This window comes from Streptomyces lasiicapitis, from assembly GCF_014646335.1.
Taxonomy (GTDB): domain Bacteria; phylum Actinomycetota; class Actinomycetes; order Streptomycetales; family Streptomycetaceae; genus Streptomyces; species Streptomyces lasiicapitis.
The window spans coordinates 197383-223192 of record NZ_BMNG01000003.1 but is presented as its reverse complement, the minus strand read 5'-3'; the positions used below and the strand labels follow the sequence as shown (position 1 = coordinate 223192).

Below are 25810 nucleotides of genomic sequence, written 5' to 3'. Positions count from 1 at the left end.
TTTACTGTCCACTCCTGTTCATCCTGCGCAGACGAGGTCGGCTCGTGGCCGATGCGTTCTTCACCGTGCGCGATAGTTCGGCGATGCTGTGCTGTTCGAAAATCGCCCTGATCGGCACGCTCACTCCGAGTGCCTTGCCGATGCGGCTGGTCAGCCGCGTCGCGAGCAGGGAATTTCCACCTAGGTCGAAGAAGTCGTCGTCGATGCCGACGCGCTCCACGCCGAGTACTTCGGCGAACAGTTTGCAGAGGGTCTCTTCCTGGCCGTTGCGCGGTGCCCGATAGGCGGCGCCCGCGAACTCCGGCTCGGGCAGGGCCTTTCGGTCCAGCTTTCCGTTGGGGGCGAGCGGCAGTTTCTCCAGGACGACGACGGCCGCGGGCACCATGAATTCCGGCAGCCGGCCGAGGATGAAGTCGCGCAGCTCCGTCATGTCGACGCTGCCGCCTGCCTCGGTGGGCACCACATAGCCGACGAGCCGCTTGCCGATCGCGGGGCCGCCGTCGCGGACGACGACCACGGCCTGCGAGATGCCGGGGAAGGCGGTGAGCGCCGCCTCCACCTCGCCCGGCTCGATGCGGAAGCCGCGCACCTTGACCTGGGCGTCGTCGCGGCCCTGGTACTCCAGTTGTCCGTCGGCGGTCCAGCGGGCCAGGTCGCCGGTGCGGTACATGCGCGCCCCGGCGGGTCCGTAGGGGTCGGCGACGAAGCGGTCCGCGGTCAGGGCGGTGCGGCCGTGGTAGCCGCGCCCGATGGCTCCGGCGACGTACAGCTCGCCGACGACACCCGGCGGCACGGGGGTCAGACCCGGGCCGAGGATGTAGGTGCGCATGTTCCCGATCGGGGTGCCGATGGGGGCGCTGCCCGTCGCGGTCCAGGCGTCGCCGGATTCGAGGGCGTACGTCGTGGCGTAGAAGCTCTCGCTCTGGCCGTAGGCGTTGACGATCCGGACGCCGGGCATGGCCTCGCGGATGCGGGCGACCAGGGCGGCGGGCAGTGCCTCGCCCGCGAACACCAGGGTCTCGGCCTTGGCCTTCGCCGCGATCTGGTCGAGCAGTTCGTTGAAGACGGACGGCACGGTGCTGATGACGCTGCCCGACCAGTCGTCGCGCTCGGCGAGCACGAGGACGTCGCGGACGACCTCGACGCTGCCGCCGGAGCACAGCGTCGTGAACGTCTCGAAGACGGACACGTCGAAGTTGACCGAGGTGCCGGCCAGCATCCGCGAGCCGGGACCGCCGCCGACGCGCTCGGCGAGCCGCGTGACGCCGTTGACGACGCCCGCGTGCGTGATGACGACGCCCTTGGGGGTGCCGGTGGAGCCCGAGGTGTACATCACGTACGCGATGTGGTCGGGCCGCAGGGCACTCGGGCGGTCGGCGTCGGTGAGCGCGGCGCCCTTCGCCGCGTCGTCGAGGTCGAGGTCGTCGATGTGCAGGAGCGGGAGGTCCGTCCTGGGCAGCACGTCGACGGTCGCGGCCTCGGTGAGCACGAGCTGCGGGCGGGCCTCGGCGAGGATCAGGTCCAGGCGCGCGCTCGGGTACTTGGGGTCGATCGGCAGGTAACCGGCGCCGGACTTCAGGATGCCGAGCATCGCCACGACCAGGTCCGCGGAGCGCGGCAGGGCGAGGCCGACGACGGCCTCGGGTCCCGCGCCGCGCGCGATCACCTCGCGGGCGAGGCGGTTGGCCCGTGCGTCCAGTTCGGCGTACGTCAGCGACTGGTCGCCGAAGACGACGGCGGGGGCGTCCGGGGTGGCGGCGGCCTGCCGCTCGAAGAGGCCGGGGACGGTCAGCTCGGGCGTCTCGGCGGCCGTGTCGTTGAGGCCGACGAGCAGCCGCTCGCGCTCGGCGGCGTCCAGGACGTCGACGGCGGCGACGGACCTGCCGGGGTCTTCTGCCATCTGGCCGAGGATGCGGGCGAAGCGGGCGGCGAGGGTGCCGGCCTCGTCGCGGTCGAAGACGTCCTGCTGGAACTGGACGTTCAGGGTGGGGTATTCGCCGTCCGGGTAGACGAACACGGTCACCGGGTAGTGGCTCGCGGTGAACGCGCGAATGCCGTTGATCTTGATTCCGGCGGCCGCGCCTGCCTCGGTGATGCCGCCGCGGTCCAGCGGGAAGGACTCGAACCCGACGAGGGTGTCGAACAGCGCCTTCAGGCCGGTGGCCTGGTGGATCTCGCTGAGGCCGTAGTGGTGGTGGTCCAGGAGCGCCGCCTGCCGGTCCTGGAGGCCGGTGAGCAGGTCGGCGAGAGTGTCGCCGGGGGTGCAGCGGACGCGCACCGGAAGGGTGTTGAGGAACATGCCGACGATCGAGTCGACGCCCGCGAGCGCCGGCGGGCGGCCCGCGACGGTCGAGGAGAGCACCACGTCCTGACGGCCCGTCAGCTGCCCGAGCAGGATGCCCCAGGCGCCCTGGACCAGGGTGTTCAGGGTGACCCCGAGGTCGGCGGCGCGGCGGGTCAGGGCGCGGGCGTCGTCGGCGGACAGCGGCACGTCGACCTGGTCGATGCCGGAACTCTGACTTCCGGTTTCCGCGCCGGGGGCCAGCATCGTCGGCTCGTCGATGCCGTCGAGCTCGCTGGTCCACGCCTGCGCGGAGACCTGCGGGTCCTGCTGGCGCAGCCACACCAGGTAGTCGCGGTAGGACCGCGCGCGCGGCAGGTCGGAGGCGTCGCCGCCGGTGCCGTAGAAGCGCAGCAGGTCCTGCACGAGCAGCGGGATCGACCAGCCGTCGAACAGCGCGTGGTGGGCGGTGAGCACCAGCTCGTAGCTCTCGGCCGCGCGCTTGACCAGGGAGAGCCGCAGCATCGGCGGCTTGACCGGGTCGAAGTGGGCCTTGAGGTCGTCGGCCATGAACTGCTCGAACGCCGCGTCGCGCCCGTCCTCGGGGGTGCCGCTCAGGTCGACGTCCTGCCAGGGCAGTTCGACGCCGTCCACGACGAGCTGGACCAGGTCGCCGTCGGCGCCGTTGACGAAGGCGGTGCGCAGGGCGGGGTGCCGGTCGAGCATGGCCTGGCCCGCGGCGCGCATCCGGTCCGAAGCGATCGCGCCGGAGAGCTGGAGGGCGTACTGCACCTGGTAGGCGTCGAAGCCCGATGCGCCGTCCGCCATCAGCGTGTGGAAGAGCAGACCGGACTGCAGCGGCGAGGCGGGCCACACGTCGGCGAGCCCGGGGTACTGCTTCTCCCAGGCCTCGATGTCGGCCTGCGCGGCCGGCACGAGCGGCACGTCGGACGGCGTGAGGCCGCCCGCGCCCGGCTGGGCGGCGTGCCGCGCGAACCCTTCGAGCGCGGCGCACCACAGGTCCGCGAGTTCGCGTACGTCCTCGGGCGCAAGGACGCCCGCGGGCGCCGTGAACAGGGCGCCCAGCTGCGGACCCGCCGCGCCGTCGATGACGGAGGCGTTGATGTCGATCTCGCCCGGGGCGGGCATCCGCTCGTCCTGGGCGGCGTCCAGCTCGGCCAGTTCGGCCACGTCGGTGGCCTGCGTGAAGCCGAGGCCGCGCAGTTCGGCGGGCAGTTCGGTGGCGCCCGAGAAGCGGCCGAGGTAGTTGAAGCCGACCTGGCCGTGGCCGTGCTGGGAGAGGACGGCCTCGGTCTCGGGGTTGAGATGGCGCAGGAGGCCGTAGCCGATGCCCTTGTCGGGGATCGCGCGCAGTTGCTCCTTGACGGACTTGATGACGCGTGCGGCGGCGGGGCCGCCCGCGAAGGCGTCGTCGAGGTCGGCGCCCGCGAGGTCCAGGCGGACCGGGAAGACGGACGTGAACCAGCCGACGGTGCGCGAGAGGTCGGCGCCGGGGGCGGCGGCCTCCTCGCGGCCGTGGCCCTCGAGACGGATGAGGGCGGACGACTCGTCGACCCCCCTGGTCCTGCGCCACTTGGCGAGGGCAAGCGCGAGACCGGCGAGGAGACCGTCGTTGACCTCGCCGTGGAAGGCGGCGGGAACGGTCGTGAGCAGCGCCTCGGTGACGGAGACGGGCAGCTCGACGCGGGTCTCCTCGATGGTGGCGATCACGTCGACGGCCGGGTCGAGGCGGCGGGTGCCGAGCACCGGGTCCGGGCCCTCGACGATCTTCTTCCACAGCTCCAGCTCGGCGACCCGCGCGGGGCTCGCCGCCTCGTCCGCCAGGGCGTGCGCCCAGCGGCGCATGGACGTGGCCACGGCCGGGAGTTCGGGGTCCTGGCCCTGCCGGATCCGGTCCCAGGCGACGGCGAGGTCGGGGGTGAGGATGCGCCAGGAGACGCCGTCGACGACGAGGTGGTGCAGGGCGACGAGGAGCCGCCCGGGAGCGGACGCGTCGGTTCCGGACGGGTCGAACCACACGAACTGGGCGATGGTCCCGGCCTCGGGGTCCAACCGCTCGGCGGCGGCGTCCAGTTCGGTACGCAGCGACGCGTGCCACTCCTCGCTGTCCCAGCGGCCGTCGCACGCGACGCGGTGGATGAGGGCGTCCACGTCGACCGAGCCCTCGGGCGCGACGACGAGGCCGCCGCCGTCCTCGTTGACGAGCTTGGCGCGCAGCAGGTCGTGCCGGTCGATGACGGCGCCGAGGGTCGCGGCGAGCCCGGCGCGGTCGATGCCCGCGGGCAGGTCGAGCGCCATGGCCTGGAGGAACCGGTCGAAGCCGGGGCCCCAGCCGCGCAGCAGGTGGGCGACGGGAAGCAGCGGCATCCAGCCGGTGCCGCCGCCTTCGAGCTCCTCCAGGACGACGGCCGCGCCGGCCTGCTTGTTGGCGACGGCGACCTCGGCGAGCCGGGCGACCGTACGGGACTCGAAGACCTCGCGCGCGCTGACCTCAAGGCCCTGCGCCCGCGCCCGCGAGACGACCTGGATGGACTGGATGCTGTCGCCGCCGACGGCGAAGAAGTCGTCGTCGATGCCGACGCGGTCCAGGCCGAGCACCGCGGCGAACGCGGCCGCGAGGACCTCTTCCTCCTCGGTGCCCGGCGCGCGGTACACCCCGCCCTTGAACTCGGGCTCGGGGAGCTGCTTCTTGTCGACCTTGCCGTTCGGGGTGAGCGGAAGGCGGTCCAGGACCATGACGGTGGCGGGCACCATGAAGTCGGGCAGGCGCTCGCCGAGGTAGCCGCGCAGCTCGCCGGCGGCGAAGCCGGAGTCGAAGGACATGTGTCCGGTGCCGCCGCCCTTGGAGGCGGTGTCGGTGTCACCGGCGCCGGCCGGGACGACGTAGCCGACGAGCTGCTTGCCGCTGCCGCGGCCCTCGTGGACGACGACGACGGCGTGCGCGACGCGCGGGTGGGCCATCAGCGCGGCCTCGATCTCGCGCAGTTCGATGCGCAGGCCACGGATCTTGACCTGGGTGTCGGCGCGCCCGTGGAAGACGAGCTGCCCGTCGGCGCCCCACTCCACCAGGTCGCCGGTGCGGTACATGCGCTCGCCGGGCTTGCCGAAGGGGCAGGCCACGAAGCGCTCGCTGGTGATGCCGGGGCGGCCGAGGTAGCCGCGGGCGAGGGGCGCGCCGGCGATGTACAGCTCTCCGGCGACGCCGTCGGCCACCGGCTTGAGGTCGTCGTCCAGGACGTGGGCCTCGGTGTTGGATATGGGCGCGCCGATGGGCGGGACCTTGCCGTCGCCGGCGAGCGGGGCGCTCATGGTCACGCCGACGGTGGTCTCGGTCGGGCCGTAGCCGTTGATCATGCGGCGGCCCGCGGCCCAGGTGGCGACCAGTTCGGGCGCGGTCGCCTCACCCGCGACGGCGAGGCTCCGCACGGTCGGCAGCGATCCGGTCGGCAGCGCGGCGAGCACGGCGGGCGACATGACGGCGTGGGTCACGCCGTGCCGGTTGATGGTCTCGACGAGCGGGGCGCCCGGGGAGAGCTGCTCCTTGTCGGCCATGACGAGCGTGGACCCGGAGAGCAGCGACATGCCGAGCTCGCCCACGGACACGTCGAAGCTCGGCGATCCGAACTGCAGGATCCGGCTGTCGGGCGTGACCTTCATCCGGTCGAGCATCGCGCCGACGAGGTTGGCGATGCCGGTGTGCGTGACGGTCACGCCCTTGGGGCGGCCGGTGGAGCCCGAGGTGTAGATGACGTACGCGGCGTTGGCGACGGTGAGCGGGCAGGCGCGCTCGGCGTCGGCCACGACGCCGTCCGGGTGCGCCGCGACCGCCGCGACGATCTCCGCGTCGTCCAACCGCACCATGGGCGCGGGCAGTTCGGGGAGTTCCGCGATCGTGCCCTCGTCCACAAGGACCATGGCGGCGCCGGAGTCCTCGACCATGAAGGCGATGCGGTCGGCGGGGTAGGCGGGGTCCACCGGCAGGTAGGCGCCGCCCGCCTTCATCACGCCGAGGACGGTCACGCACCACTCGGGCGTACGCCGCAGCGCCACGCCGACGACCGTCTCGGGGCCGACGCCGCGCCCGATGAGAAAGCGCGCGAGGCGATTGGCCCGCGCGTCCAGTTCCCCGAAGCTCAGCGAGTCGTCACCAAGGACGACCGAGGTCGCTTCGGAAGCCGCGGCGACCTGCCGCTCGAACAGTTCAGGAATCGTCCCCACCGGTACCGGTACCTCCGTGTCATTGAGCTCGCCCGACAACGAACCCTGCTCAAAAGAACACAAAGCGACCATCCCCCACAGTGGTTAGACGTTGAACCTGAAGCCGGAGTCATTGATTGATCCATGCCGCGGAGGCCGAGCGGCAAGCGCGCACGGGTGAGTAGAGCCCGAATACCCTATTCACCCACGCAATTGATCGCCCGCGTCGCTTCCTCGGTTCGGCCTAACGGCCAGAACCCGCTCGCTGGGCGGCTCTTGTACTCCCGTTGCTCCGACAGGCTCGTACCTCGGGGCGGCGGAGTCAACCGCCATCAAGAGCGCCCCGGTCGCCGTTGTCGCAGGTCCTTCGCGCGCCATTGCCCGCAGGTGTGGCGACGGCCACTTCACGGAAATGCCGAGTGAAATGGAGAACACCGGACGACAACCGGGCGATGTCATGTACTCAGTTGCCATCGGAGTCCGGGTATGAATTACCCCCGCCCCCGTGCACCGAGCTTATGAGGGCCCGTCCGGCGGGGGCAAGGCGGAGGAAATCCGCGACGTGTCAACATTGGGCGCCGGGCGCGCGAGGGTTTCTGGTGTCCTGTCGCCGGGACACCCCAGGTCGGACGCAAGGGCAGAGCGGCGGAGGGTACCCGAAAAACAACCGGAACTTCTCATTCCGCACTGCTTCCTTACGGCTTCCCTCCGCGTGCGGGCCTTCGCGCGGGCCTTACTCCCGTGCCCGTACAGTTCGGGGGTGCCGTCGTACAGCATTGGCCAGGCAGCGACACTCCTCGGCGTGAGCGCGGAGACCGTGCGCCGGTGGGCGGACGGCGGCCGGCTGCGGATGGAGCGCGACGGCGCGGGCAATCGCGTGCTTGACGGCGTGGGCCTCGCGGAGTTCGCGCGCGAGCGGGCGCGGGGCGCGCATCCGGTGCCGGAGCGCGTGGCCACCTCCGTGCGCAACGCGTTCACCGGGATCGTCACCGCGGTGCGCCTCGACGACGTGGCCGCGCAGGTGGAGATCCAGTCGGGACCGCACCGCCTGGTCTCCCTGGTGACGCGGGAGTCGGTGGAGGAACTCGGCCTGGAGGTCGGGGTCATGGTCACGGCGCGGGTGAAGTCGACGAACGTCCATGTCGATGTTCCCTGACCGCGTCCGCCTTCCCTGACCGCGTCCGCCTTCCCTGACCGCGTCGGCCCTCCCTGACCGCGTCGGCCCTCCCTGACCGCGTCGGCCCTCCCTGACTGCGCGTCAGCGGCAGAGCAGCGCGGCCCGCAGGTCGAGCTTGTGGTCGAGGCGGGACAAGTCCCGTCCGGTGAGGGCTTCGACGCGCTGGATGCGGTAGTGGACCGTGTTCACGTGCAGATGCAGGGCCTTGGCGGTCCGCGCCCAGGACCCGTTGTTGCCGAGGAACACTTCGAGGGTCTCCAGGAGCATGCCGTACGACGCCTTCGACTCCTTCAGGAGCGGGCCCAGCGTGCTGCTCCGATAGGCCGCGCGTACGTCGTCGGGGACCCCGGCGAGCAGCGCTTCGAGGGTGGACAGGTCGTCGACCGCGGTGACCCGGGCGGCACCCGGTGCGGTGTTCCTGGCCCCGGCGAGGGCGTAGCGCGCCTGCACGAGGGCGCGCCCCAGCTCGGCCGGGCCCTTGACGCGGGCGCTGACCCCGGCGTGCGGCACGGCGTCGGGGCGGCAGGCGTGCAGCAGCGGCCACACTTCCCGCAGCCGCTCGGGGAGTTCGTCGTCGGCGCCGGTGTGGACGACGGCCACGGCTTCGCCGCCGGGGCGTGGGGCGAGGGCGAAGTACGCGGAGGCCGCGGTGAACAGGGCGGAGGTGGCGGACGCCGACACAGGAGCGGAGGCAGCCGCGGCGCGCAGGTGCCGCAACGCCTCGGCGAGGAGGTCACGACCCGCGTCGGGATGTCGCCCACCGCCCTCCGGCGCGGCGACGACGACACGGTAGGCCCCCTCCCCCGGCAGCCCGCAGGACCGCACCGCCTCCGCCAGGGCGTCCGCGTCCGGCGCGGCGGTGTCGGCCAGGGCGATCAGCGCGATGAGCGCGTCGTGCGCCCGCGCCCGCTCCCGGGCGACGTCGCCGCCGCCGTGCCGGTGCCGGTGCTGGGCGAGCACCTCGGCTATCTCGTGCAGCACGCGGGGCGGCGCCGCGTCCTCCTCCCCCAGGTGCAGATGCCAGGCGTCGTACGCGGTGGCGTCGGCCTGCACGCGCAGGGTGGTCCCGGTCGCGCCGTGCAGTCGGCGGGCGGCCTCGGGGGCGGGCAGCGCCGGGGCGGACGAGGTGCGGGCGACGGTCCGGCCGCTGCTGGTCAGCAGATGGCAGGCGGGCGTACCGAGGTGGGCGAAGGCACTCTCCAGGAGCTCCGCGGGGCCCGCGCCGAGTTCGAGGAGCCGGCTGAGCTGGCCGCGTACGTTCTCCGGAAGGGCGTGGTGCGGGGCGGGGCGGCGGCTGAGGTCGCCCCACTGGCGCAGATACACCGCTTCGGTGACCGCGCGGAAGCTGGTGCGCGCGGGCACGGAGAGCAGGGCGACGCGGTGGGCACGGCAGGCGTCGACGAGTTCGCCGGGGACGGCGCCGTGGGTCTCCTCGCCGGCGAGCAACGCGACCGCGCCGCCCGCGCGGAGGGCCGCGACGAAGCGGTCGGCACGGGCGCGGCCGTCGTCGGGCCGCCACCACACGAGTCCGCTGAGGACGATCTCGCCCGGCTCCAGGAACCGCGTCGGGTCCTCCAGGTCGGTGGCGGTGACCCCGGCGATCTCCCGGCTCATCAGGTGCTCGTCGCCCCAGACGAGCGTGATGCCGAGGCCCTCGATCGTGAGGAGGTGGTCGACGTGCATGCGGTGGCTCCTTGCGCGGCTGCGGGAAGATCCCGCGCCTCACATTCACGAGGCGAATACGAGGTTGACCATCGTAAATGCCAAGGTGTTCGGCGAGAACGCCTCTTGGTTGAACATCCAAGGAGTGGGCCGCGGAGCGGTCGTTCTTCCGTGTGCGGGACCAGTCGTACGCGGCGCCCCCGGCGGGCTTCACTGGCTGGAAACCGATGGCTCGGACAGGGACCCGGGGCGCCTGGACGGGCTCCGGGCCCCGGGGCCGGACGACAGGGGAAGCAGGGGAAGCCATGGACCTCAACACCGTGCTCGACGTGCGCGACGCCCGGCGGCGCGAGCCCTGGCGGCCGGGCGACGCCTGGCTGGGCGGGGGCACGTACCTCTTCTCCGAACCGCAGCCGCACCTGCGCCGCCTGGTGGACCTGAGCCGGATGGGCTGGGAGCCGGTCGCCCTGCGCCCTGACGGCGCCCTGGAGATCGCGGCGACCTGCACCGTCGCCACGCTCGCCCGCTTCGCGGCGACGACGCTCCGCGCCCCGGCGGCACCGCTGTTCGAGCAGTGCTGCCGCGCGTTCCTGGCCTCGTTCAAGATCTGGAACATGGCGACGGTCGGCGGGAACCTCTGCAACGGGCTGCCCGCCGGGCCGATGATCTCGCTGACCGCGGCACTGGGCGGCGAGTGCCTGCTGCGGTCGCAGCGGGGCGCGGTACGCCGCGTCGATGTCGCGGACTTCGTCACGGGCGCGGGCCGAACGGTCCTGGACGAGGGCGAGTTGCTGCGCTCGGTGACCCTGCCGGCCCGCGCCCTGCGCTGCCGCACCGCGTTCCGGCAGGCATCGCTGTACGGCCTCGGGCGCTCCGGCGCACTCGTCATCGGCGCCCTCGACCCGGCGGACGGCTCCCTGACGGTGACGGTCACCGCCGCGACCGTGCGGCCCGTCCGGCTCTGGTTCCCGCTGCCGCCGGACGCGGCGGGGCTGCGGGCGGCGCTGACGGCGGCGGTCGGGGCGGACGAGTGGTTCGACGACATCCACGGACTGCCGGAGTGGCGGCGGCACATGGCGTTCCGGTACGCGGAGGAGGTGCGGCGCGAACTGAACCCGTACGGCGAGGTGCCCGCCCCGGCGAACCCCGAACCCGCCGCCGCACGCCCCACCGAGGAGCCCACCCGATGAGCTTCCACATAGCCATCAATGGCCGCCCCTGCTCCGCCGAACCCCGCCCCGGCCAGTGCCTGCGCACCTACCTGCGCGAGCGGGGCTGGTTCGGGGTGAAGAAGGGCTGCGACGCCGGGGACTGCGGGGCCTGCACGGTCCACGTGGACGGCGAGCCGGTGCACAGCTGCCTGTACCCGGCGGTGCGCGCCGAGGGCCGCGCCGTCACCACCGTCGAGGGCCTGGCCTCCCCCGACGGCGAACTCCACCCGGTCCAGCGGAAGTTCCTGGACGCGCAGGGATTCCAGTGCGGATTCTGTACGGCCGGATTCCTGATGACCTCGGCCGCCCTGGAGGCCGAGCGGGGCACCGCGCACGACGACGGCAAGCTCGACGACCTGCCGCGCGCCTTCAAGGGCAACCTGTGCCGCTGCACCGGCTACCGCGCCATCGAGGACGCCGTACGCGGCGTCACCCACACCGAACGCCCCGCCGCCGGGCAGGCCGTGGGCCGCAGCCCCGGCGCCCCGGCGGGCCCCCAGGTGGTCACCGGCACCGCCCGCTACACCTTCGACGTCGACATCCCCGGCCTGCTGCACATGAAGCTGGTCCGCTCCCCGCACCCGCACGCACGCATCGTCGCCGTCGACACCGGCACGGCCCTCCAAGTCCCGGGCGTGCACGCGGTGTTCACCCACGAGGACGCCCCCGCCCGCCGCTACTCCTCGGCCCGCCACGAGCACCCCACCGAGGACCCCGACGACACCCGCGTCCTCGACGACACCGTTCGTCACGTCGGCCAGCGCGTGGCCGCCGTGGTCGCGGACAGCGAGCAGGCCGCGGAGGAGGGCTGCCGGCGCGTCGAGGTGACGTACGAGCAACTCCCGTACGTCACCGACCCCGAGGAGGCGATGCTCCCCGGCGCCCCCGCCCTGCACGCCGACAAGGGACCGGAGTCCCGCATCGCCCGGCCCGACCGCAACGTCGTCGGCGAGGCGCACGGCGAGATCGGCGACGTCGAACGGGGCTTCGCCGAGGCGGACTTGGTCGTCGAGGAGACGTTCCGCACGCAGCGCGTGCAGCACGCGAGCCTCGAAACGCACGGCTGTGTGGCGTACTTCGAACCGAAGGCGGCCGACGACGAAGCCAGCCAACGGCTGACCGTCCGCTCCTCCACCCAGACCCCCTTCCTCACCCGCCGAGCCCTCTGCGCCCTGTTCGACCTCCCGGAGGACGAGGTGCGGGTGATCGCGGGCCGGGTCGGCGGCGGGTTCGGCGGCAAGCAGGAGATGCTGACGGAGGACATCGTGACGCTGGCGGCGCTGCGGCTGCGCCGCCCGGTGAAGCTGGAGTACACCCGGGCCGAGCAGTTCTACGGCGCGACGACCCGGCACCCGTTCAAGGTGACGATCAGGATGGGCGCCCGCGCGGACGGCACCCTGACGGCGTTCAGCTTCCGGGTGGTGTCGAACACGGGGGCGTACGGCAATCACGGCCCCGCGGTGATGTTCCACAGCGTGGGCGAGTCGATGGCGATGTACCGCGCCCCGCACAAGAAGGTCGAGGCGTACTCCGTCTACACCAACTGCGTGCCCGCGGGCGCCTTCAGGGGATACGGCCTCGGCCAGGTGACGTTCGCGGTCGAGTCGATGCTGGACGAGCTGGCCCGCCGCCTCGGCCTGGACCCGCTCACCGTGCGCGAGCGCAACATCATCGGCCCCGGAGAGCACATGCTCACCCCGCTGGGCGAGGAGGAGGACCTGCACATGGCGTCGTACGGCCTGGACCAGTGCCTGTCGGTGATACGAAACGCGACCGCGGACACCGAGGCGGACGAACCCCCGAAGGGCTGGCTGGTGGGCCAGGGCACAGGTCTTGCAATGATCGCGACAGGCCCGCCGGGCGGCCACTACGCCGACGCGAGGGTACGACTGCTGGCAGACGGAACGTACGAAGTAGCCGTAGGCACCGCCGAGTTCGGCAACGGCACCACCACCGTGCACCAGCAGATCACGGCGGGCGCCCTGCACACGACAGAGGACAAGGTGACGGTCCGTCAATCAGACACCGACGTCGTACGTCACGACACGGGCGCCTTCGGCTCGGCGGGCACGGTGGTCGCGGGCAAGGCGGTGCTGCTCGCGGCGACGGCGCTGGCCGAGCAGCTGCGGACGTTCGCCGCCCGGCACACGGGAGTCGCCCGGCACCTGTGCCGCCAGGGAGCGGAGGCGTTCGACTGCGCGGGCCGGACGGTACCGCTGAAGGAACTGTTCGAAGCAGCCCAAGCAGCAGGCGCGGAAGGGGAGTTGGTGGCGGACGGCCACTGGGGCGGCTCACCGCGCTCGGTGGCGTTCAACGCGCAGTGGTTCAAGGTGGCGGTGGACCCCGGCACGGGCGAGATCCGCATCCTGCGCAGCGTGCACGCGGCGGACGCGGGCAAGGTGATGAACCCGATGCAGTGCCGCGGCCAGGTGGAGGGCGGCGTCGCCCAGGCACTCGGCGCGACGCTCTTCGAGGAGGTCCGCGTGGACGACCGCGGCGAGGTCACCACGGCCGCCTTCCGCCGCTACCGCCTCCCCCAGTACGCGGACGTCCCGCGCACCGAGGTCCACTTCATGAACACGACGGACGCCATCGGCCCCCTGGGCGCCAAGTCCATGAGCGAAAGCCCCTTCAACCCGGTCGCCCCCGCCCTCACCAACGCCCTCCGCGACGCCACCGGCATCCGCTTCACCGAACTCCCGGTGACGCGGGACCGGGTGTGGGTGGCGCTGCGGAGCCTGCCTCCGAGACATTGAGCCGCAGTCCCCGCGCCGCCGCCGGAGAGCAACCGGGGGCTACTTCTCCCGCAGTAGCGCCAGCTCGGCGTCGATCGCCCCGCGCATCAGATCACGCGCATGATCGATCTGCAGCCCGCCGCTGAGCCAGCGCATGCTGAGCCCTTCGAGCAGGGCGGTGAGCCGCTCTCCCGCCGCGGCGAGGGCAGGCGCCGGGGTCGTCGGCTGCACCTGACCGAGAAGGGCCGCGACCTCCTGCACCCACGTCAGGGTCGCCCTGGCGAGGTCCTCGCGCAGCACTTCGTCGAAGACCGCGCTGGCCCGCAGCTCGCCCCAGGCGGAGCTGTTCTCCCTGACTTCCGGGGTGTCCTGAAGTTCCAGGAGGAGGGTCTCTTCCAGTTCCTCGCGCGGAGCCAGGGGTTCGGCGTCCGCCGCGCGGCCGGCGGTGTAGCGCTCGGCGCGGTCGTTGATGAACTCGAGCGTGTGGCGCAGGATCCCGGTGCGGTCCTTGAAGTGGTAGTAGATCAACCCGGTCGAGACGCCCGCCTCGGCGGCGAGCTCTTCGACGCGCAGGCCACGTACACCGCGACGGGCGATGAGCCGTGCGGCCGCTTCGAGGATCTGAGTAGTGCGTGGCGCCATGATTCCGAACCCTATCGGGCCGATACCGACGCACAGCGCCCTCCCTTTGACTGAATTTTCAGTTCATGCCACAGTCGAGACGGGACAGCGAGGAGCGGCCCGTCCGCTCACACCCTGCTCCCCTGTCACGCGCCCTTCACGTGTCACGCGCCGTCCGCGCGCTCGTCGAGCGTCGCGCCATGCCGACGGCTAGCTTGATCCCCATCACGATGATCGGAGTTCACCGTGTCCCTGCCCCTCCCCTTCCCCTCCCGCCGCTCAGCGCTCCGCGCAATCGCCGGTATCGGCGCCATGGCCCTTGGCGCCTCGGCCTGCGGACCCGGCGACCAGATCGCGGGTGCCGCGAGCACCGCCGGTGACGAGGACACGGCGGCGAAGGGGCTGCGCATGGGTGCCGAGTGGGAGAGCCACGCGCGCACGTTCATGTCATGGCCGGCGCTGGAGTCGGTGTGGGGGGAGGACCTCCGCTACGTGCGCGAGGACATCGCGCGCATCGCCCGCGCCATCGCGGAGTACGAGTACGTCGTGATGATGGCCAGGCCCGACCAGCAGAAAGCCGCGCAGAAGGCGTGCGGGCGCGACGTGGAGGTCATCCCGCTGGCCGTCGACGACCTGTGGGCGCGCGACACCGTGCCGGTGTTCGTGGAGCAGGACGGCGACGTCATCGGCGTCGACTTCAACTTCAACGGGTGGGGCAACAAGCAGGAGCACACGAACGACGGCCAGGTGGGCCGCGCCCTCCTGTCGAAGTACGACATCCCGCGCAGGAAGGCCCCCCTGGTCGCCGAGGGCGGCTCCTTCGAGGCCGACGGCGAGGGCACGCTCCTCATCACCGAAAGCTCGATCGTCAACGACAACCGCAACCGCGGGAAGAGCCGGGACCAGATCGAGGCCGAGCTCAAGAAGACCCTGGGCATCAAGAAGGTGATCTGGCTGGCGGGCGTACGCGGCGAGGACATCACCGACGCGCACGTGGACAGCCTCGTACGCTTCACCGCGCCGGGCGTGGTCCTCCTGGACAGGGCGCACCCAGACACTCCTGCCGACTCCTGGTCACGCGCAGCAGACCAGGCAAAAGCGGTCCTCACCAAGGCGACGGACGCCAAGGGCCGCCCCTTCGAGGTCATCGACCTCCCCCAGCCGGACCTGTACGAAATCACCGGCGAGGGCGACGACTTCGTCTCCACGTACGCCAACTTCTACGTCGCCAACGACTCCGTCTTCCTCCCCAGGTTCGGCGACCGCAAGGCCGACAAGCGCGCCCGGAGCATCCTGCAGGAGCACTTCCCCAAGCGGGACGTCGTGCAGGTGAGCATCGACACCATCGCGTCGGGCGGCGGCGGCATCCACTGCTCGACACACGACGAGCCCGGCAAACCGGCCGACTGAGCCCGGGGGATCTGGCCCCAGTTCGGAGAGCGCGAGGCCATGGACACCCGGAACCGAGCGGGGGGTGCGGCTCCCGACCGGGTGGACATCGACGCGTCGGTCCAGCGGGTGGACGCCGCGTGCCGGGAACTGGTCCTGCGCGTCCTCGTCACCCCGCGCGGAACCCTGGCGGAAGCGGACGGCTTCTCCCCGGCACGGACGCTCACGATGCAGAACTCGTCCTCAATCCGCCGCGATCTCACGTTCCCGGCCCACAGCCGCATCGCGACCGTGGACGTACCCGTCACCCTGACGTCCGGATCGATCACGGACTACCCGTTCGACGCCTAACGACGCGGCGCTGGAGTTCAGCGCCGTACAGGGCGACGAGCCCGTACCCGTCCGCATGACACTGTCCAACACCGACGCCCTGTTCGCGGCGACGGTCGACACAGCCGAGACAGACGGCGCCGCGGTCTTCCACGCAGCCCTCGTCCGCTCCACCAGCGTCCTCATCTTCGCCGTGTTCATGATGGCGGCCATGTGGGCCCTGGCCCTGGCGGTCCTGATCGGCGCCTGATTCCTGATCACCCGCCACAAGGGCCTGACCTGGCCCGCCCTCGGCTGGATGGCCGCCACCCTCTTCGCCCTGGCCGCCTTCCGCAACACAGCCCCCGGCACACCCCCCATCGGCTCACTCCTGGACTACGTGGCGTTCCTCTGGGCGGAAACACTGATCGCGTTCTGCGCCATCACGGTGGTGGTCATGGGGTTGCGCCGGGAGGCCGCCCTGTCAGGCCTGCCGGACCACTCCTGACGGACGTCGCCTGCGAGGCCCACACTGCACCTCACGCACTCCACGTGTTGCAGCTCCCCCGGCAGGGTCGACTCGCGCCTCATGCCCCGCGCCAGTTCTCCGGCCACCAACTCGGGAGCGGACGCCGCGGACCTCGCGCTGTACCGGGAGAAGTTTCGACGGCGCCTGCCGAAGTCGCTGGACGAGTTGCAGGGCCCCGCCCAGGGGGTCGTGGAACTGCCGCTGCACATGGCCTGGTCCGGGACGACCTCGTACGACATGGCCAAGCCACGTCAGCGCATGGGCCTGTACCGCACCGTGCGCGCTGTATGGGAAGACGTCTTCCCCCAGCTCGCCCCCGCACGCGGGCGGCCGCGTGACGGACATGCCGGAGCTGCACACGCGGCTCCTGGCTGACGCCATCGCATCAGCTCCCCGTATCCGCTGGTCGTCACGGGCGGATACACCGTGCGGGCCCACCGCCTCTGTGCACGCGCTGGAGACCGCCCCACTGTCCGCCCGCTTCACCGTGTCCGACCCGGCCACCGGGCAGGAATGCGAGGTCGACATCCTCAAGGAGACCTTCTGGCGGCCTGTCACCCAGAGCCCGTACGGGCCCGTCCTCGCGGAGGAGGGCGTGATCGGGATCAAGGTCCGCGCCCTGGCCGACCGTGGAGCACCACGCGATCTCCTCGACGTGTTCACAGCATCCCGCCGCTGGACCAATGCCGAGCTTGAAGAGTTCGGCCGCCGCCACGCCCGTGGCCGCTTCGAGCGCGGGGATCTGCAGTCGAACCTCACTGGCGCCGAGTGGGCCGATGACCTCGCTACCCGTCACCTCGAAGAGGCCGGCGACGTACTCGGTGTCTGGCCGGCTTTCGGCAAGGTGATCGTGAAAGGCGACCGACCGCCCGGACATGCAGGCGGCCGGACCGGGTGTCACACACGCTGTCACACGCGAAGCGCCACGCACTGGCGCAACAGCGGCTCCAGGCGCAATTGGTTGTCCTCGCGATCGAATACCTGAAGAGCGTCGAGGCAGTTGACGATCCACCGCGCCTCGTCCTCGTCCTCGATCTTGAGCGCCACAGCGGTCACCGCGCCCTCCAGATCGAACGGGCCGTCCTTGAACTCTTCGTCGAGGGCCCGATACCCAGCAGCAAGCAGCGGGTCCGCGTACATGCCGGTCGCCTCCGCGAAGGCACGGGCTTCAGTCCGGTCCGCGCGGAGGCCCGCCAGGCGGCGCAACACGTCGTCGGCGTCGCCCAGTTCGCCGTGCAGTCGATGTGCTCGACCGACCAGGAGCGGCCAGCCGCCGGTCAGCTCGTGGAGACGGTCCAGGCGGTCCTCCGTGTGGAACATGTTGACACGCTGAGCCCAGCCGCGCAGGCTGCGACGGTCGTGGCGGCGCAGCACCACCGGGGCGGCCGAGGTGGCTTCGGTTCCCGTCAGCAGGGTTCGCCACAGGGCCAGCTGTGTGGTGTCAGTGACAAGGACGACCGCGCGGGTGACCCCCGGCGTGACGGGCAGCAGTGTCTCGGCCAGGTCGACGGCCTCCCGGCAGGTCTCAGGCCGCACCGGGTCCCGATAGTTGACGAAGTCGCTGATGACAACACGTCGTTCACGAGGGCGTCCGCCGGTGAGTTCCTGCTTGTAGACGCTGGGCTTGCCAACCGGCGGCAGCGTCCAGCCATCGATCGGCCCGGCAATCGTACGCAAGGTCCGGGTGACGTCGGTGACTCCGGTGGCGGATGTGCCAAGGACGACTCTGGTTCGGCTGGACCGCTCGCCCAGAAGGTCGTCGAGCTGGGTGTTGGTCAGCGGAGCCGGCTGGCCGTCGGGCAGCTCGGGGCGGCCCTCCTGCACGATGCTCTCCTGGAGTTCACAGTCCTGTTCGGCCCTGAGCAGGCGAGCCTCCACCTCGTGGGAGGTACCGATCATGCGCAGGGCGTTGGGGCCGCGCAGATGCCAGCCCAGTCCGTCGTGGTTGGGCGCGAGGATACCGAGGCCGACCATCTCGGAGAGGTAGGCCCGGAAACCCTCGGTGTCGAGCTGTTCGAACCCCTTGCGCCAGTACGTCTCGCACTCCTCGCGCAGTTCGGTGTCGCTCAGCCGCACCTCCAGGCCATGATGGCGGGCGTGGTATGCCAGAACGTTGGCGATTACGTCGTAGCGGTGGTCGAGGCTCAGCGTGTCCTTGAAGGCCGCCGAGATGCCGTCTCTGAGAGCGGCGTCCGACTCCACGACCTCGATGTCGGTCACCTCCACCTTGTAAGGGGGTCCCTCGGCTCCGCGCCGCGCCCGCTTACGGTGCATCAGCTCAACCAGCCGGTGCCCGAACATCTGGAGCAGGAAGGGCTGGTAGGAGCAGTAGCCGAGCACTCGGTTGACGAGATCCAGATCCTTGAACTCGAACCCGAGCGCCCTCATCGGCTCGACCAGCAGTTCGGCGGCGGACTGGGGAGCCAGCGGGCCGATCACCTTGGGAGTCTGCGCGAGGTGGCCGAACGGCCCGTTGCTCGCGAGCTTGGAGAAGCGCTGCACAGAGTGCAGTCCGGCGAAGACGACCTTGGCGCGGTCCTTGGTGTCGGACCCGAGGCCCTTGAGCTTCTTGGTCTGGTCGAAGCGCGGGGCGTCCGCCTCGAAGAACTGGTCGCATTCGTCGAGCAGGATCAGCAGTCGGCGGCGCGAGTCCCCGTCCAGCCAGGCCCGGATGCCGGCGCGAACCCGCTCGGAGATCTCCTGCCGCTTCCTGCGCGCCTGCGGCTGGTCGTCGAGTACGTGCGCCTCGGTCAGCTCCCGCTCCAGGACGCTCCACAGCGTCTCCGGTCCGAACGAGCTGCCCTTGCCGATGTTCTCCTGGTCAAGGTTGACGTACACCGCCTGGTAGTAGGTGGGTCGTTGCTCCGTGAACCGTTCCCCGGCGTCGGCGAGCAGTGCCGACTTGCCGAGTCCCCGGCCGCCGTAGATGACCTGGGTACCGCGCGGGTCAAGGATGCTCTTGCGTTCGGCGTCACGGCCATAGAACATCTCGCCGCCGATCCGGCCTCGCTTCTCCCTGATATACGGGTTAACGCCGGAGAAGGGCAGCAGTGTCTGCGTGGAAGTGCTGACCTGGCGGTCGCCGCGGGCAGCGAGATAGGCGAGAGCGGCGTCGTCCACGACCAGCAGCGGTTGCAACCGGCCGGAGCCGACGGCGAGTTCGACGCGAGCCTCCCGGCTCAGTGTGCCGAAGTAGACGACGAGGAGGCTCGCGTCGCTGGTGTCACGCTCTGCCCAGCTCATGACGACCTTGGCGGGCGGCCTGCCCCAGACCATCATCACCCGCAGGTTGCCGCCCTGCTCCGAGATCTGCGAGCCGAACGCGGGCGCCTTCGCCCTGCCGTTGACTTCCACCCCGGTTGCTTCGAAGAGACGGTACTCGCGCCGGTGCTGGGACCGGTCGTCGAGCGGCCTGGCGCTCTTGGCGTCGTAGCCGAGGAGCTTCAGGAGCGGCGGCACCTGTCTGGTCGGAGCAACTTGGAGCCGGTCCTTCCGTTCGGTGGCGGCCAGTGCGCGCCACTCTTCGAGGGCGTCGGCCGCGAGTGCCGCTTCTTCGGTGGAGAGGCCTCCGTAGTCCAGGACGGGAAGCGTCGGATGCATGCCGCCGGACCGGACCAGGTCGACGAGGTCGTGGCCGATGCCTCCTGGCAAGCCGTCGGGCACGGCAGGGAAGAAGTCGGGCAGGTGGGACTCGCCTCCTTCGATCTCCGGTACGGGTTCGCCGATCTCCAGGAAGTAGACGAGGTCGGCGGCGGTGGCCAGGTCGTTCGTCTCCAGGCGCCGCAGGACCTGAGCCCGCTCCTCCGAAGTGGGGTCCAGGGCGTCGAGCCGGGCGCGGATCCGGTCGGCCGCCTGCTGCCGGAAGGCGGGCAGGTCACTCCGTACCGTATCGAGCGCCCGGCGCACGTTCAGCAGGTCTTGCCGCTCGGGGCCTTCGAGGCTGTCATGGGCGTCGGCCAGCAGCTCTTGAAGGCCGAGGTCCTGGTCCTCGGTCACGGCACCGTCCGCCTGCGCGCGATGCAGCTCGGCGACGAGTTCGCCGTGTGCCTTGCGCAGCTGCGTGCGCCGGACGCCCTGCCGGTCGTCGATCTCGGTGTCCGTGGGCGGGACGAACTCCCCGGCCCGCGCTGCAGGCAGCAGCCCTCGTCCGGCCAGGTCGACGATGGTACGGGCCGCGGTGAAGGCGTCGTGGGAAAGCCGCTCGTCGAAGGCGTCATGCCAGCTCCGGTCGACCACCCTGAGAAGCGCGTCGAGTGACGGCCGCTCGTCAAGGGTGTCGCACACCTTCAGCAGTTCCGCGTTCAGCACGAGTTCCGGGTCGACCTGACCGCCGGAACGTGTGGTCACGGTGTCACCGGCGAGCAGAGCGAACAGGTCTTTCATCGAGGCGCGTGCCGCCCAGACCGTCGCGGCCGAGATGGCGTCCGAGCGCCGGGCCAGCTGCTCGAGATCACCCAGCGCCGCCACCCTCCCACGCAGCAGGTACTGGCGCAGGGAGGAGATCTCCTTGGCCGCACGGTTGCCGTCGGAACGGTCCCCGCGGCGGGTGCCATCCACCGCCAGACACCACTCCTTGACGAGGCCGACGGCCCGCTCCACGAGATGCACCAGATCCTGCCGCCCGGAGCCTTGCAGCGGCTTGCCGCTGGACGAGCGGTGTTTGCGGTCCATGCGGTCGATCTCGCTGTTGACCTCGGCCAGTTTCGACAGCCGCTCGGCCTGCTCGCGCACCTGCTGCATCGCGTCACGGTTGTCGCCGACGACGGTCATGAGCAGCGATCCGAGCATCCCGTCCTCGGGGGCCAGCCAGCGCTTGGCGATCTCCGTCGCCCGCGCGAACCGCAGCCTCTGCGGTGCGAGCAGGGCACGGCTCTGCTCGCACAACTCCCGTAGCCGGACTGCGCTTTCGGAGCCGTCGGCAGCCAGCGGGGAAGCGATCATCAGAGCACCGCTGAGGGCACGGTCGGCGACGGCGGTCGCCGCCTCTCCGAGCCGGTCCGGGAGCCGAGGCACCAACGCCTTGAGCTGAGCGCCTGCCGAGGGGTCGCCAGTGATCAGTGCGGTACGCAGCAGGGCGGGCAGCAGGAGGAGTTCACTGCCCTCGGTGTCCTGGCCCGCGTATCCGCCATACTCTTGGAGCAGGTCCGCCGTCAGCCGGGCGCCCTGGCTGTCACCAGAGATGAGCAGCGCGGCGGCACCTGCCAGGCGGAGCGCCGCCACCTGGGGCTCGGGGTAGCCGGCAGCCCTCGCCAGATGGTGGGCGAGTCCGAAGCGTCGGTCCACGACCAGTTGCACCAAGGCTCGCTCGGCTACGGCCTCGTCGGTGTCGTCACTCACGGACGCGACTGCTTCCCGGACGGGCGCGCCCTCGGTGGGACGGTTGGTGAGTGCGAGGGGCGCCTGCACAAGCGCGTCCGGGTCCGTGCGGGGTACCGAGTTGCTGTCGGCAGGAAGCGCGGCCTGTGCATCGGTGACGTAGACCGGATCGGGGGCTGCCGACCGGGCGGGCGCGGAGACTTCCGGTTCGGAGACGGGGTGGGGCGCGGTCTCCTCGGTGGAGTGGCCGACAGCCTCCTCTGGCTGGTCGGCCGGTTGTACGGCTCCGGAATCCACAGCCGTCTCGGCGTCTGCAGGATCGCCATCCGCCTCGGCCCCGGCGAGTTCGCGGCCGCCGTCCTCCGGCTGGGCCAACGTCAGTTCAGGGGCCATGACCACCGCCATGGCACACGTGGGCAGCACCCTCACGACCTGCTCCTGCAGAGCCAGGATCTCCGCCGCGGCATCCGCCTGTCGACCCAGCCTGATGAGACGGGCCAAGGCGGCCAACGCGGCGCTTTCCTCCCGTTGCGGCTCCTCCCACACCGGTGTGTCCAACAGACGGCGGGCCGCGCCGCGCACGGTCTCGGCGGCAGCGGCGGCACCGGCGGAGTTGCCCGGACGAGAAGCGACATCCAGCAGTTCCCGCAGCGGCTCCCGTGCCTGAAGATCACGTTCGTGCGCCACACGGTGCGCACGTGCGGCGCGCGTCAAGTCCTCCAGGCGGCGAGGTACTCCCTCGACCCCCGCTGCGCGCAGCACCGCGTGGACGCTGTCGAAGGCGGCACCCAGCGCGGCCAGCAGAGCCAGGTCCTCGTCCGGCGGAGGGCAGCCGTCCACGACCGCGCTGGTCACTTTCTCCGCGGATTGCCGGGCTTGCGCGAGGGCCGACTCCAGCTGTCGGCAGGCCGCCTCTGGATTCGCCCCGTCGTCGGTTCGGGCGCCATCGGACGCCGTGGCGGTCATACTGCGGGAGCTGTCGGGGGTGGAAGCCACGATCTCGGAGGCGGGGGTATTCGTGCCCGGCCGGTCAGCGGCGGAAGCGTGCACAGGCTTTCCGTCGCCCGCGAGTGGCGGCTCATTGTCTTCCGCTGCGCCGGGGGCGAAGTCCGGGTTCGTCTCCATGATGAACCGCGCCATGGTACCGACAGCGGCGAGCTGAGCCGTCTCCTCGTCGTCAGCCGTCACCGCGAACCAGTCCTGGTCCGCCGCCCAGGCGAGGATGTGCGCGTCGGCGACGGAGGCGTTGCACCACGCGAACACCGTGGCCCGCACGAGCGTCGCGCCCCACCGGGTAACGGGGTCGGGAACCGTATCGCCCTCCTGCGCGAAGACCAAGTTGCCCACCTGATTCATCACGGTGACCGTGAGTCCTTTGATCCCGCATGTGCAGCTGTGCTGCCGCGACTCACGGCGCAGCCGGGCAAGAACGTCCCGGCACAGGGCACTGCTCACCCGTCGAGGGGCCGCCATGCGGATGCCCAGGCTGCCGAGCAACTCCTGCCGGTCTCTTGGCCGCAGGGAGTTGAAGGCCAGTTCCACCATGTCGACCGTGAGATCGCTCAGGGCGGCGACGGCCGGGTGCTCCAAGGCGTTGAGCGCGGCGGCCAGGCCTTCGAGGTCCTGGGCCGAGACGCTCGACGGGGACCACGGCGGCCCCGTGACAACGCGGTAGCGGTCCTGCATGTACACATACTCCGTTTCTGTAAACACCAATAAGAAAGGGGAGAGGGCTGGCCGACCCCGCGGACACGCAAGAGCCACAAAGATCAGCGGCCGCGTGTGTGCTCAGTGACGAACGTGTATCCGTAGGGCAGTTCCCAACCGTCCGCCTTGCCGAGCCTGCCGCAGTACTCACGAAAGGCCGCGCGTTGAACGTCGCTGGGCGAGCACCCCGGTCGCAGGCGGCGCAGATGACCGGGTACGAACTGGATGCTCCGCAGCCCCTCACCACTCGGATCGGTACCGCCCCAGGGACGTATCACCCGCGGCCGGGCGGGGCAGTAGCCGATGAGAAGGATGGTCCGCTGTCCGTCACGCGGCGGGAAATGCGGCTGGCCCCAGACGTCTCGGCTACCGAAGGCCGCTTCCAGGAACCGTTCCGCGAGCAGTTCCGCGACAGCCGATTCCAGAGCGGCGGCCTGTGGCCGGGTCGGTCGACGCCCGTAGACCGCGCTGGGCAGGACCGAACGGTCCATCAAGGCATGGCCATCCAGGGTGAGCAGGCCGCAACGACGCACCGTGCGTATCACCAGCTGCCGAGGGCCGAGCCCGACCGCGCTGTCACCATGGCGGTCACTTCCCGGCACGTCCTCCCTGGTGAGCACACGAGGGTCGTAGCAGTGCCCAGTCTCGCGGTCGCCGACCTGCACCCGTTCGCTGAGCCTCGTCGTGACCAGGCGGATCACCAAGTCGCCACGGAGCTGGCGCAGCTCAATCATGAGGCCAGGGAAGAAGTCGCGGGGCCAGGCTATTCCGGTCAACCGGCCCGATTCGTCGCCGAGTTCGGCGGTGACGTCCTGCACCGCCTCCCTCATGTCCAACACCTCGTCGGCATGGTCGAGTTCGAGCCGGACCGTGGGACGCTCACCGTGAGACCGGAGGAGTTCCTCGACGACGTACGGATGCAGCGGGAACCAGCCCTCGATGAGCTGCGCCAGCCGCAGAGGCGCCCGCCAGACGATCTCCTGCGCATCGCTCCGCAGGAGTTCGCCGGTGCCGAGAGAAGCATCGTCGGCCAGGGGCAGATCGACAGGGTCCAACTCTGTCTCCGGCTCCACTGGCGCGGGCAACGTGGACATCCAGCCGCGTCCGGACGGGACCAAGGGGTCTCCGGGCTCTTCTGCGTCACCGGGATGATGGGACCGCCACACGCCTCCGCTCTCGAAGGCGTCGTCGAGCGTGACCCGAGAGCCATTCGCGAACAGGCCCTGGTCGCTCTCGCCTTGGACGACATCGGCGAGCGCCACGTTCGCCCGGCACACGGCTGCGGCGTACCCCACTCCCCTCAGCAGTTCCGTCGCCCCCGGGAACCTGCGAAGCCGCGGCCCGACCGCTGTGTATACGGTGACCGGCGTGGTGAGGCCGTAGCGCCGCCTCCCCGGGGTGGCGGCGCGTTCGACCGCCGTGGCAAGCGATCTGAGGTCATTACCGCCCAGCGGCCCGGTGTCCCGCCAGCAGTCGGCGAGGGAGGTCCGAGTCATGGCGTAGCCACCCCATGTGCGCAAGGCGGCGCTGGAGTTGAGCGCACCCCGCACTGTGTCGAGCAGGCCGAGCAGCCCCGCCCGCAGATCGTCGTCGTGGGTACCGCCCACCAGCGCGGCGAGGGACACCGGGACGAAGGGGCTGAGCAGCTGCTCCCGTGCCGTCGTCAGAAGATGGTCCGCATAGGCCGTCAGGTCGTCGCGGCGGGCCGCCTCCGGGGACGGGTAGCACACGTCGACCACGACATGGCCATCCTCGTTGATCCAGCGCCGACGCGTGCGTAATCGGTGGAGCTGGGCCGGTGACAGGCTCAGGGCCGGGCCGAAGGCATGGAGGTCGGGTACCAGTAGTTCCCTGCGCCGTGGAGCGGTGACGTTCCCCGGCCTGCCCGGTCCCTCGGCGCCCGCGGGCGCCCCCGACACCCAGGCCGGTATGTCACCGAGGCCTCCCGCCTCCGGGTGAGCACCCTCCCGGTAGACGATCTCGGCATAGAGAGGGTCCGAGCCGGTGGCGACACACACCATGGCACCGACCGGGAGCACAGGAGCGCACTCACCGAAGGTGATCACGGGGAAGTCGTCGAGGCGCAGCGGGCTGCCACCGTAGCCGTCGCCGCCGAGGTCGTAACCGAAGTACACGGCGTTGAAAGCGACAGCGGTGTGCACCGGCGCCGGGCGAGCCGCAACCACCGCTTCGAGGTAGCGGAGCAGCCGATCCCGCTCCTCGTCAGGTACGGCGTCGTAACCCCGTGCCATGGCAGAGGTCAGAAGAGCCCGTCCCCCATACGGATCAGGCACCTCCGTCCCGTCGCGACGCGCCGGTGACGCCTCCGGCCGGCCGCCGGCCTCTCCCGAGGCATACGTGTCCCCACCCATGACACCTCCGCTGCATTACAGGCCGCCCCAGCCTGGATCGCGGTTATTCCGGCAGCCTATGCCTGCGCATGGCGTTCCGCGGCTCTTTCGTCACTTTGTGATGGCTAGGTAGCTGCTCACAGCGAGCCAGACCCTGAAGTGGGAAAACCTCAAAGGCGGAGACTGGTCCACTCTCAGAAGACCGTCGGCACCTTCAGATGCAGCGTCTGACGAGTGCCACGAATCACCAGTTCCTCACCCGACGTCGAAACGCCGGACGGGCGCTGCACATTGCACGCTGGTA

Annotated in this window: 13 protein-coding genes and 1 pseudogene; 9 read left to right on the top strand and 5 right to left on the bottom strand. The window is 71.0% G+C overall.

Annotation, left to right across the window (positions count from 1 at the left end; translation table 11 throughout):
- Position 1: 1 nt before the first annotated feature.
- The gene (locus IEY91_RS06790) at positions 2-6520 is read right to left on the bottom strand and encodes a non-ribosomal peptide synthetase (RefSeq protein ID WP_189173231.1); all 6519 of its coding nucleotides are present in this window, start codon (positions 6518-6520) and stop codon (positions 2-4) included.
- Between the two features lie 739 nt (positions 6521-7259).
- Between IEY91_RS06790 and IEY91_RS06785 the strand changes: the two genes are divergently transcribed.
- Positions 7260-7655 carry a TOBE domain-containing protein gene (locus IEY91_RS06785; RefSeq protein WP_164319565.1) on the top strand — a complete coding sequence of 132 codons (396 nt, stop codon included), beginning with the start codon at positions 7260-7262 and terminating at the stop codon, positions 7653-7655.
- A 102-nt stretch (positions 7656-7757) separates the two neighbouring features.
- On the opposite strand, the gene IEY91_RS06780 is transcribed toward IEY91_RS06785, so the two are convergent.
- Positions 7758-9359, bottom strand: coding sequence for a PucR family transcriptional regulator (locus tag IEY91_RS06780; RefSeq protein WP_189173230.1), 1602 nt, complete (start codon positions 9357-9359; stop codon positions 7758-7760).
- A gap of 284 nt (positions 9360-9643) precedes the next feature.
- Here IEY91_RS06780 and IEY91_RS06775 point away from each other — a divergent pair, with 284 nt between their 5' ends.
- Together IEY91_RS06775 and IEY91_RS06770 are read left to right on the top strand one after the other, a co-directional pair.
- The gene (locus tag IEY91_RS06775; RefSeq protein WP_189173229.1) at positions 9644-10528 is read left to right on the top strand and encodes an FAD binding domain-containing protein; all 885 of its coding nucleotides are present in this window, start codon (positions 9644-9646) and stop codon (positions 10526-10528) included.
- Positions 10525-13305: a molybdopterin-dependent oxidoreductase gene (locus tag IEY91_RS06770; protein WP_189173228.1), complete on the top strand. Its 2781-nt coding sequence runs from the start codon at positions 10525-10527 to the stop codon at positions 13303-13305. Before IEY91_RS06775 ends, IEY91_RS06770 begins: the two co-directional genes overlap by 4 nt.
- A 39-nt stretch (positions 13306-13344) precedes the next feature.
- On the opposite strand, the gene IEY91_RS06765 is transcribed toward IEY91_RS06770, so the two are convergent.
- Positions 13345-13926 carry a TetR/AcrR family transcriptional regulator gene (locus tag IEY91_RS06765; protein ID WP_189173227.1) on the bottom strand — a complete coding sequence of 194 codons (582 nt, stop codon included), beginning with the start codon at positions 13924-13926 and terminating at the stop codon, positions 13345-13347.
- 291 nt (positions 13927-14217) lie between these two features.
- Here IEY91_RS06765 and IEY91_RS06760 point away from each other — a divergent pair, with 291 nt between their 5' ends.
- The 6 genes and pseudogenes from IEY91_RS06760 to IEY91_RS06745 form a co-directional block, all read left to right on the top strand.
- A complete protein-coding gene (locus tag IEY91_RS06760; protein WP_189173226.1) occupies positions 14218-15315 on the top strand; it encodes an agmatine deiminase family protein in 1098 nt (365 codons plus the stop codon).
- A gap of 39 nt (positions 15316-15354) precedes the next feature.
- Positions 15355-15645 (top strand): DUF4436 domain-containing protein, encoded by a 291-nt coding sequence (locus tag IEY91_RS42815; protein ID WP_506005011.1) that lies wholly within the window; start codon positions 15355-15357, stop codon positions 15643-15645.
- Between the two features lie 55 nt (positions 15646-15700).
- Positions 15701-15874: a hypothetical protein gene (locus IEY91_RS42810; RefSeq protein ID WP_491583899.1), complete on the top strand. Its 174-nt coding sequence runs from the start codon at positions 15701-15703 to the stop codon at positions 15872-15874.
- 48 nt (positions 15875-15922) lie between these two features.
- The gene (locus IEY91_RS42805; RefSeq protein WP_491583900.1) at positions 15923-16111 is read left to right on the top strand and encodes a DUF8686 domain-containing protein; all 189 of its coding nucleotides are present in this window, start codon (positions 15923-15925) and stop codon (positions 16109-16111) included.
- A gap of 81 nt (positions 16112-16192) precedes the next feature.
- Positions 16193-16507, top strand: a complete 315-nt coding sequence (locus tag IEY91_RS06750; RefSeq protein WP_189173225.1) for a hypothetical protein — start codon at positions 16193-16195, stop codon at positions 16505-16507.
- Positions 16467-16946, top strand: a pseudogene (locus IEY91_RS06745) (hypothetical protein); the annotation flags it as partial. The gene IEY91_RS06750 and the pseudogene IEY91_RS06745, both read left to right, overlap by 41 nt.
- Before the next feature lie 95 nt (positions 16947-17041).
- Here the strand turns inward: IEY91_RS06745 and IEY91_RS06740 are convergent.
- Positions 17042-23134: a hypothetical protein gene (locus IEY91_RS06740; protein WP_189173461.1), complete on the bottom strand. Its 6093-nt coding sequence runs from the start codon at positions 23132-23134 to the stop codon at positions 17042-17044.
- An 83-nt stretch (positions 23135-23217) separates the two neighbouring features.
- The gene (locus IEY91_RS06735) at positions 23218-25407 is read right to left on the bottom strand and encodes a hypothetical protein (RefSeq protein ID WP_229696752.1); all 2190 of its coding nucleotides are present in this window, start codon (positions 25405-25407) and stop codon (positions 23218-23220) included.
- Positions 25408-25810: the final 403 nt, after the last annotated feature.

What these genes read in the sequence shown, in the direction of transcription:
- IEY91_RS06775 (WP_189173229.1), top strand. Translation starts at nt 9,644, where the DNA reads ATGGACCTCAACACCGTGCTCGACGTGCGCGACGCCCGGCGGCGCGAG.
- IEY91_RS06760 (WP_189173226.1), top strand. Translation starts at nt 14,218, where the DNA reads ATGGCCCTTGGCGCCTCGGCCTGCGGACCCGGCGACCAGATCGCGGGT.
- IEY91_RS42815 (WP_506005011.1), top strand. Translation starts at nt 15,355, where the DNA reads ATGGACACCCGGAACCGAGCGGGGGGTGCGGCTCCCGACCGGGTGGAC.
- IEY91_RS06780 (WP_189173230.1), bottom strand. Translation starts at nt 9,359, where the DNA reads ATGCACGTCGACCACCTCCTCACGATCGAGGGCCTCGGCATCACGCTC.
- IEY91_RS06750 (WP_189173225.1), top strand. Translation starts at nt 16,193, where the DNA reads ATGCCCCGCGCCAGTTCTCCGGCCACCAACTCGGGAGCGGACGCCGCG.
- IEY91_RS06735 (WP_229696752.1), bottom strand. Translation starts at nt 25,407, where the DNA reads ATGGCACGGGGTTACGACGCCGTACCTGACGAGGAGCGGGATCGGCTG.
- IEY91_RS42805 (WP_491583900.1), top strand. Translation starts at nt 15,923, where the DNA reads ATGGCCGCCACCCTCTTCGCCCTGGCCGCCTTCCGCAACACAGCCCCC.
- IEY91_RS42810 (WP_491583899.1), top strand. Translation starts at nt 15,701, where the DNA reads ATGACACTGTCCAACACCGACGCCCTGTTCGCGGCGACGGTCGACACA.
- IEY91_RS06765 (WP_189173227.1), bottom strand. Translation starts at nt 13,926, where the DNA reads ATGGCGCCACGCACTACTCAGATCCTCGAAGCGGCCGCACGGCTCATC.
- IEY91_RS06740 (WP_189173461.1), bottom strand. Translation starts at nt 23,134, where the DNA reads ATGCAGGACCGCTACCGCGTTGTCACGGGGCCGCCGTGGTCCCCGTCG.
- IEY91_RS06770 (WP_189173228.1), top strand. Translation starts at nt 10,525, where the DNA reads ATGAGCTTCCACATAGCCATCAATGGCCGCCCCTGCTCCGCCGAACCC.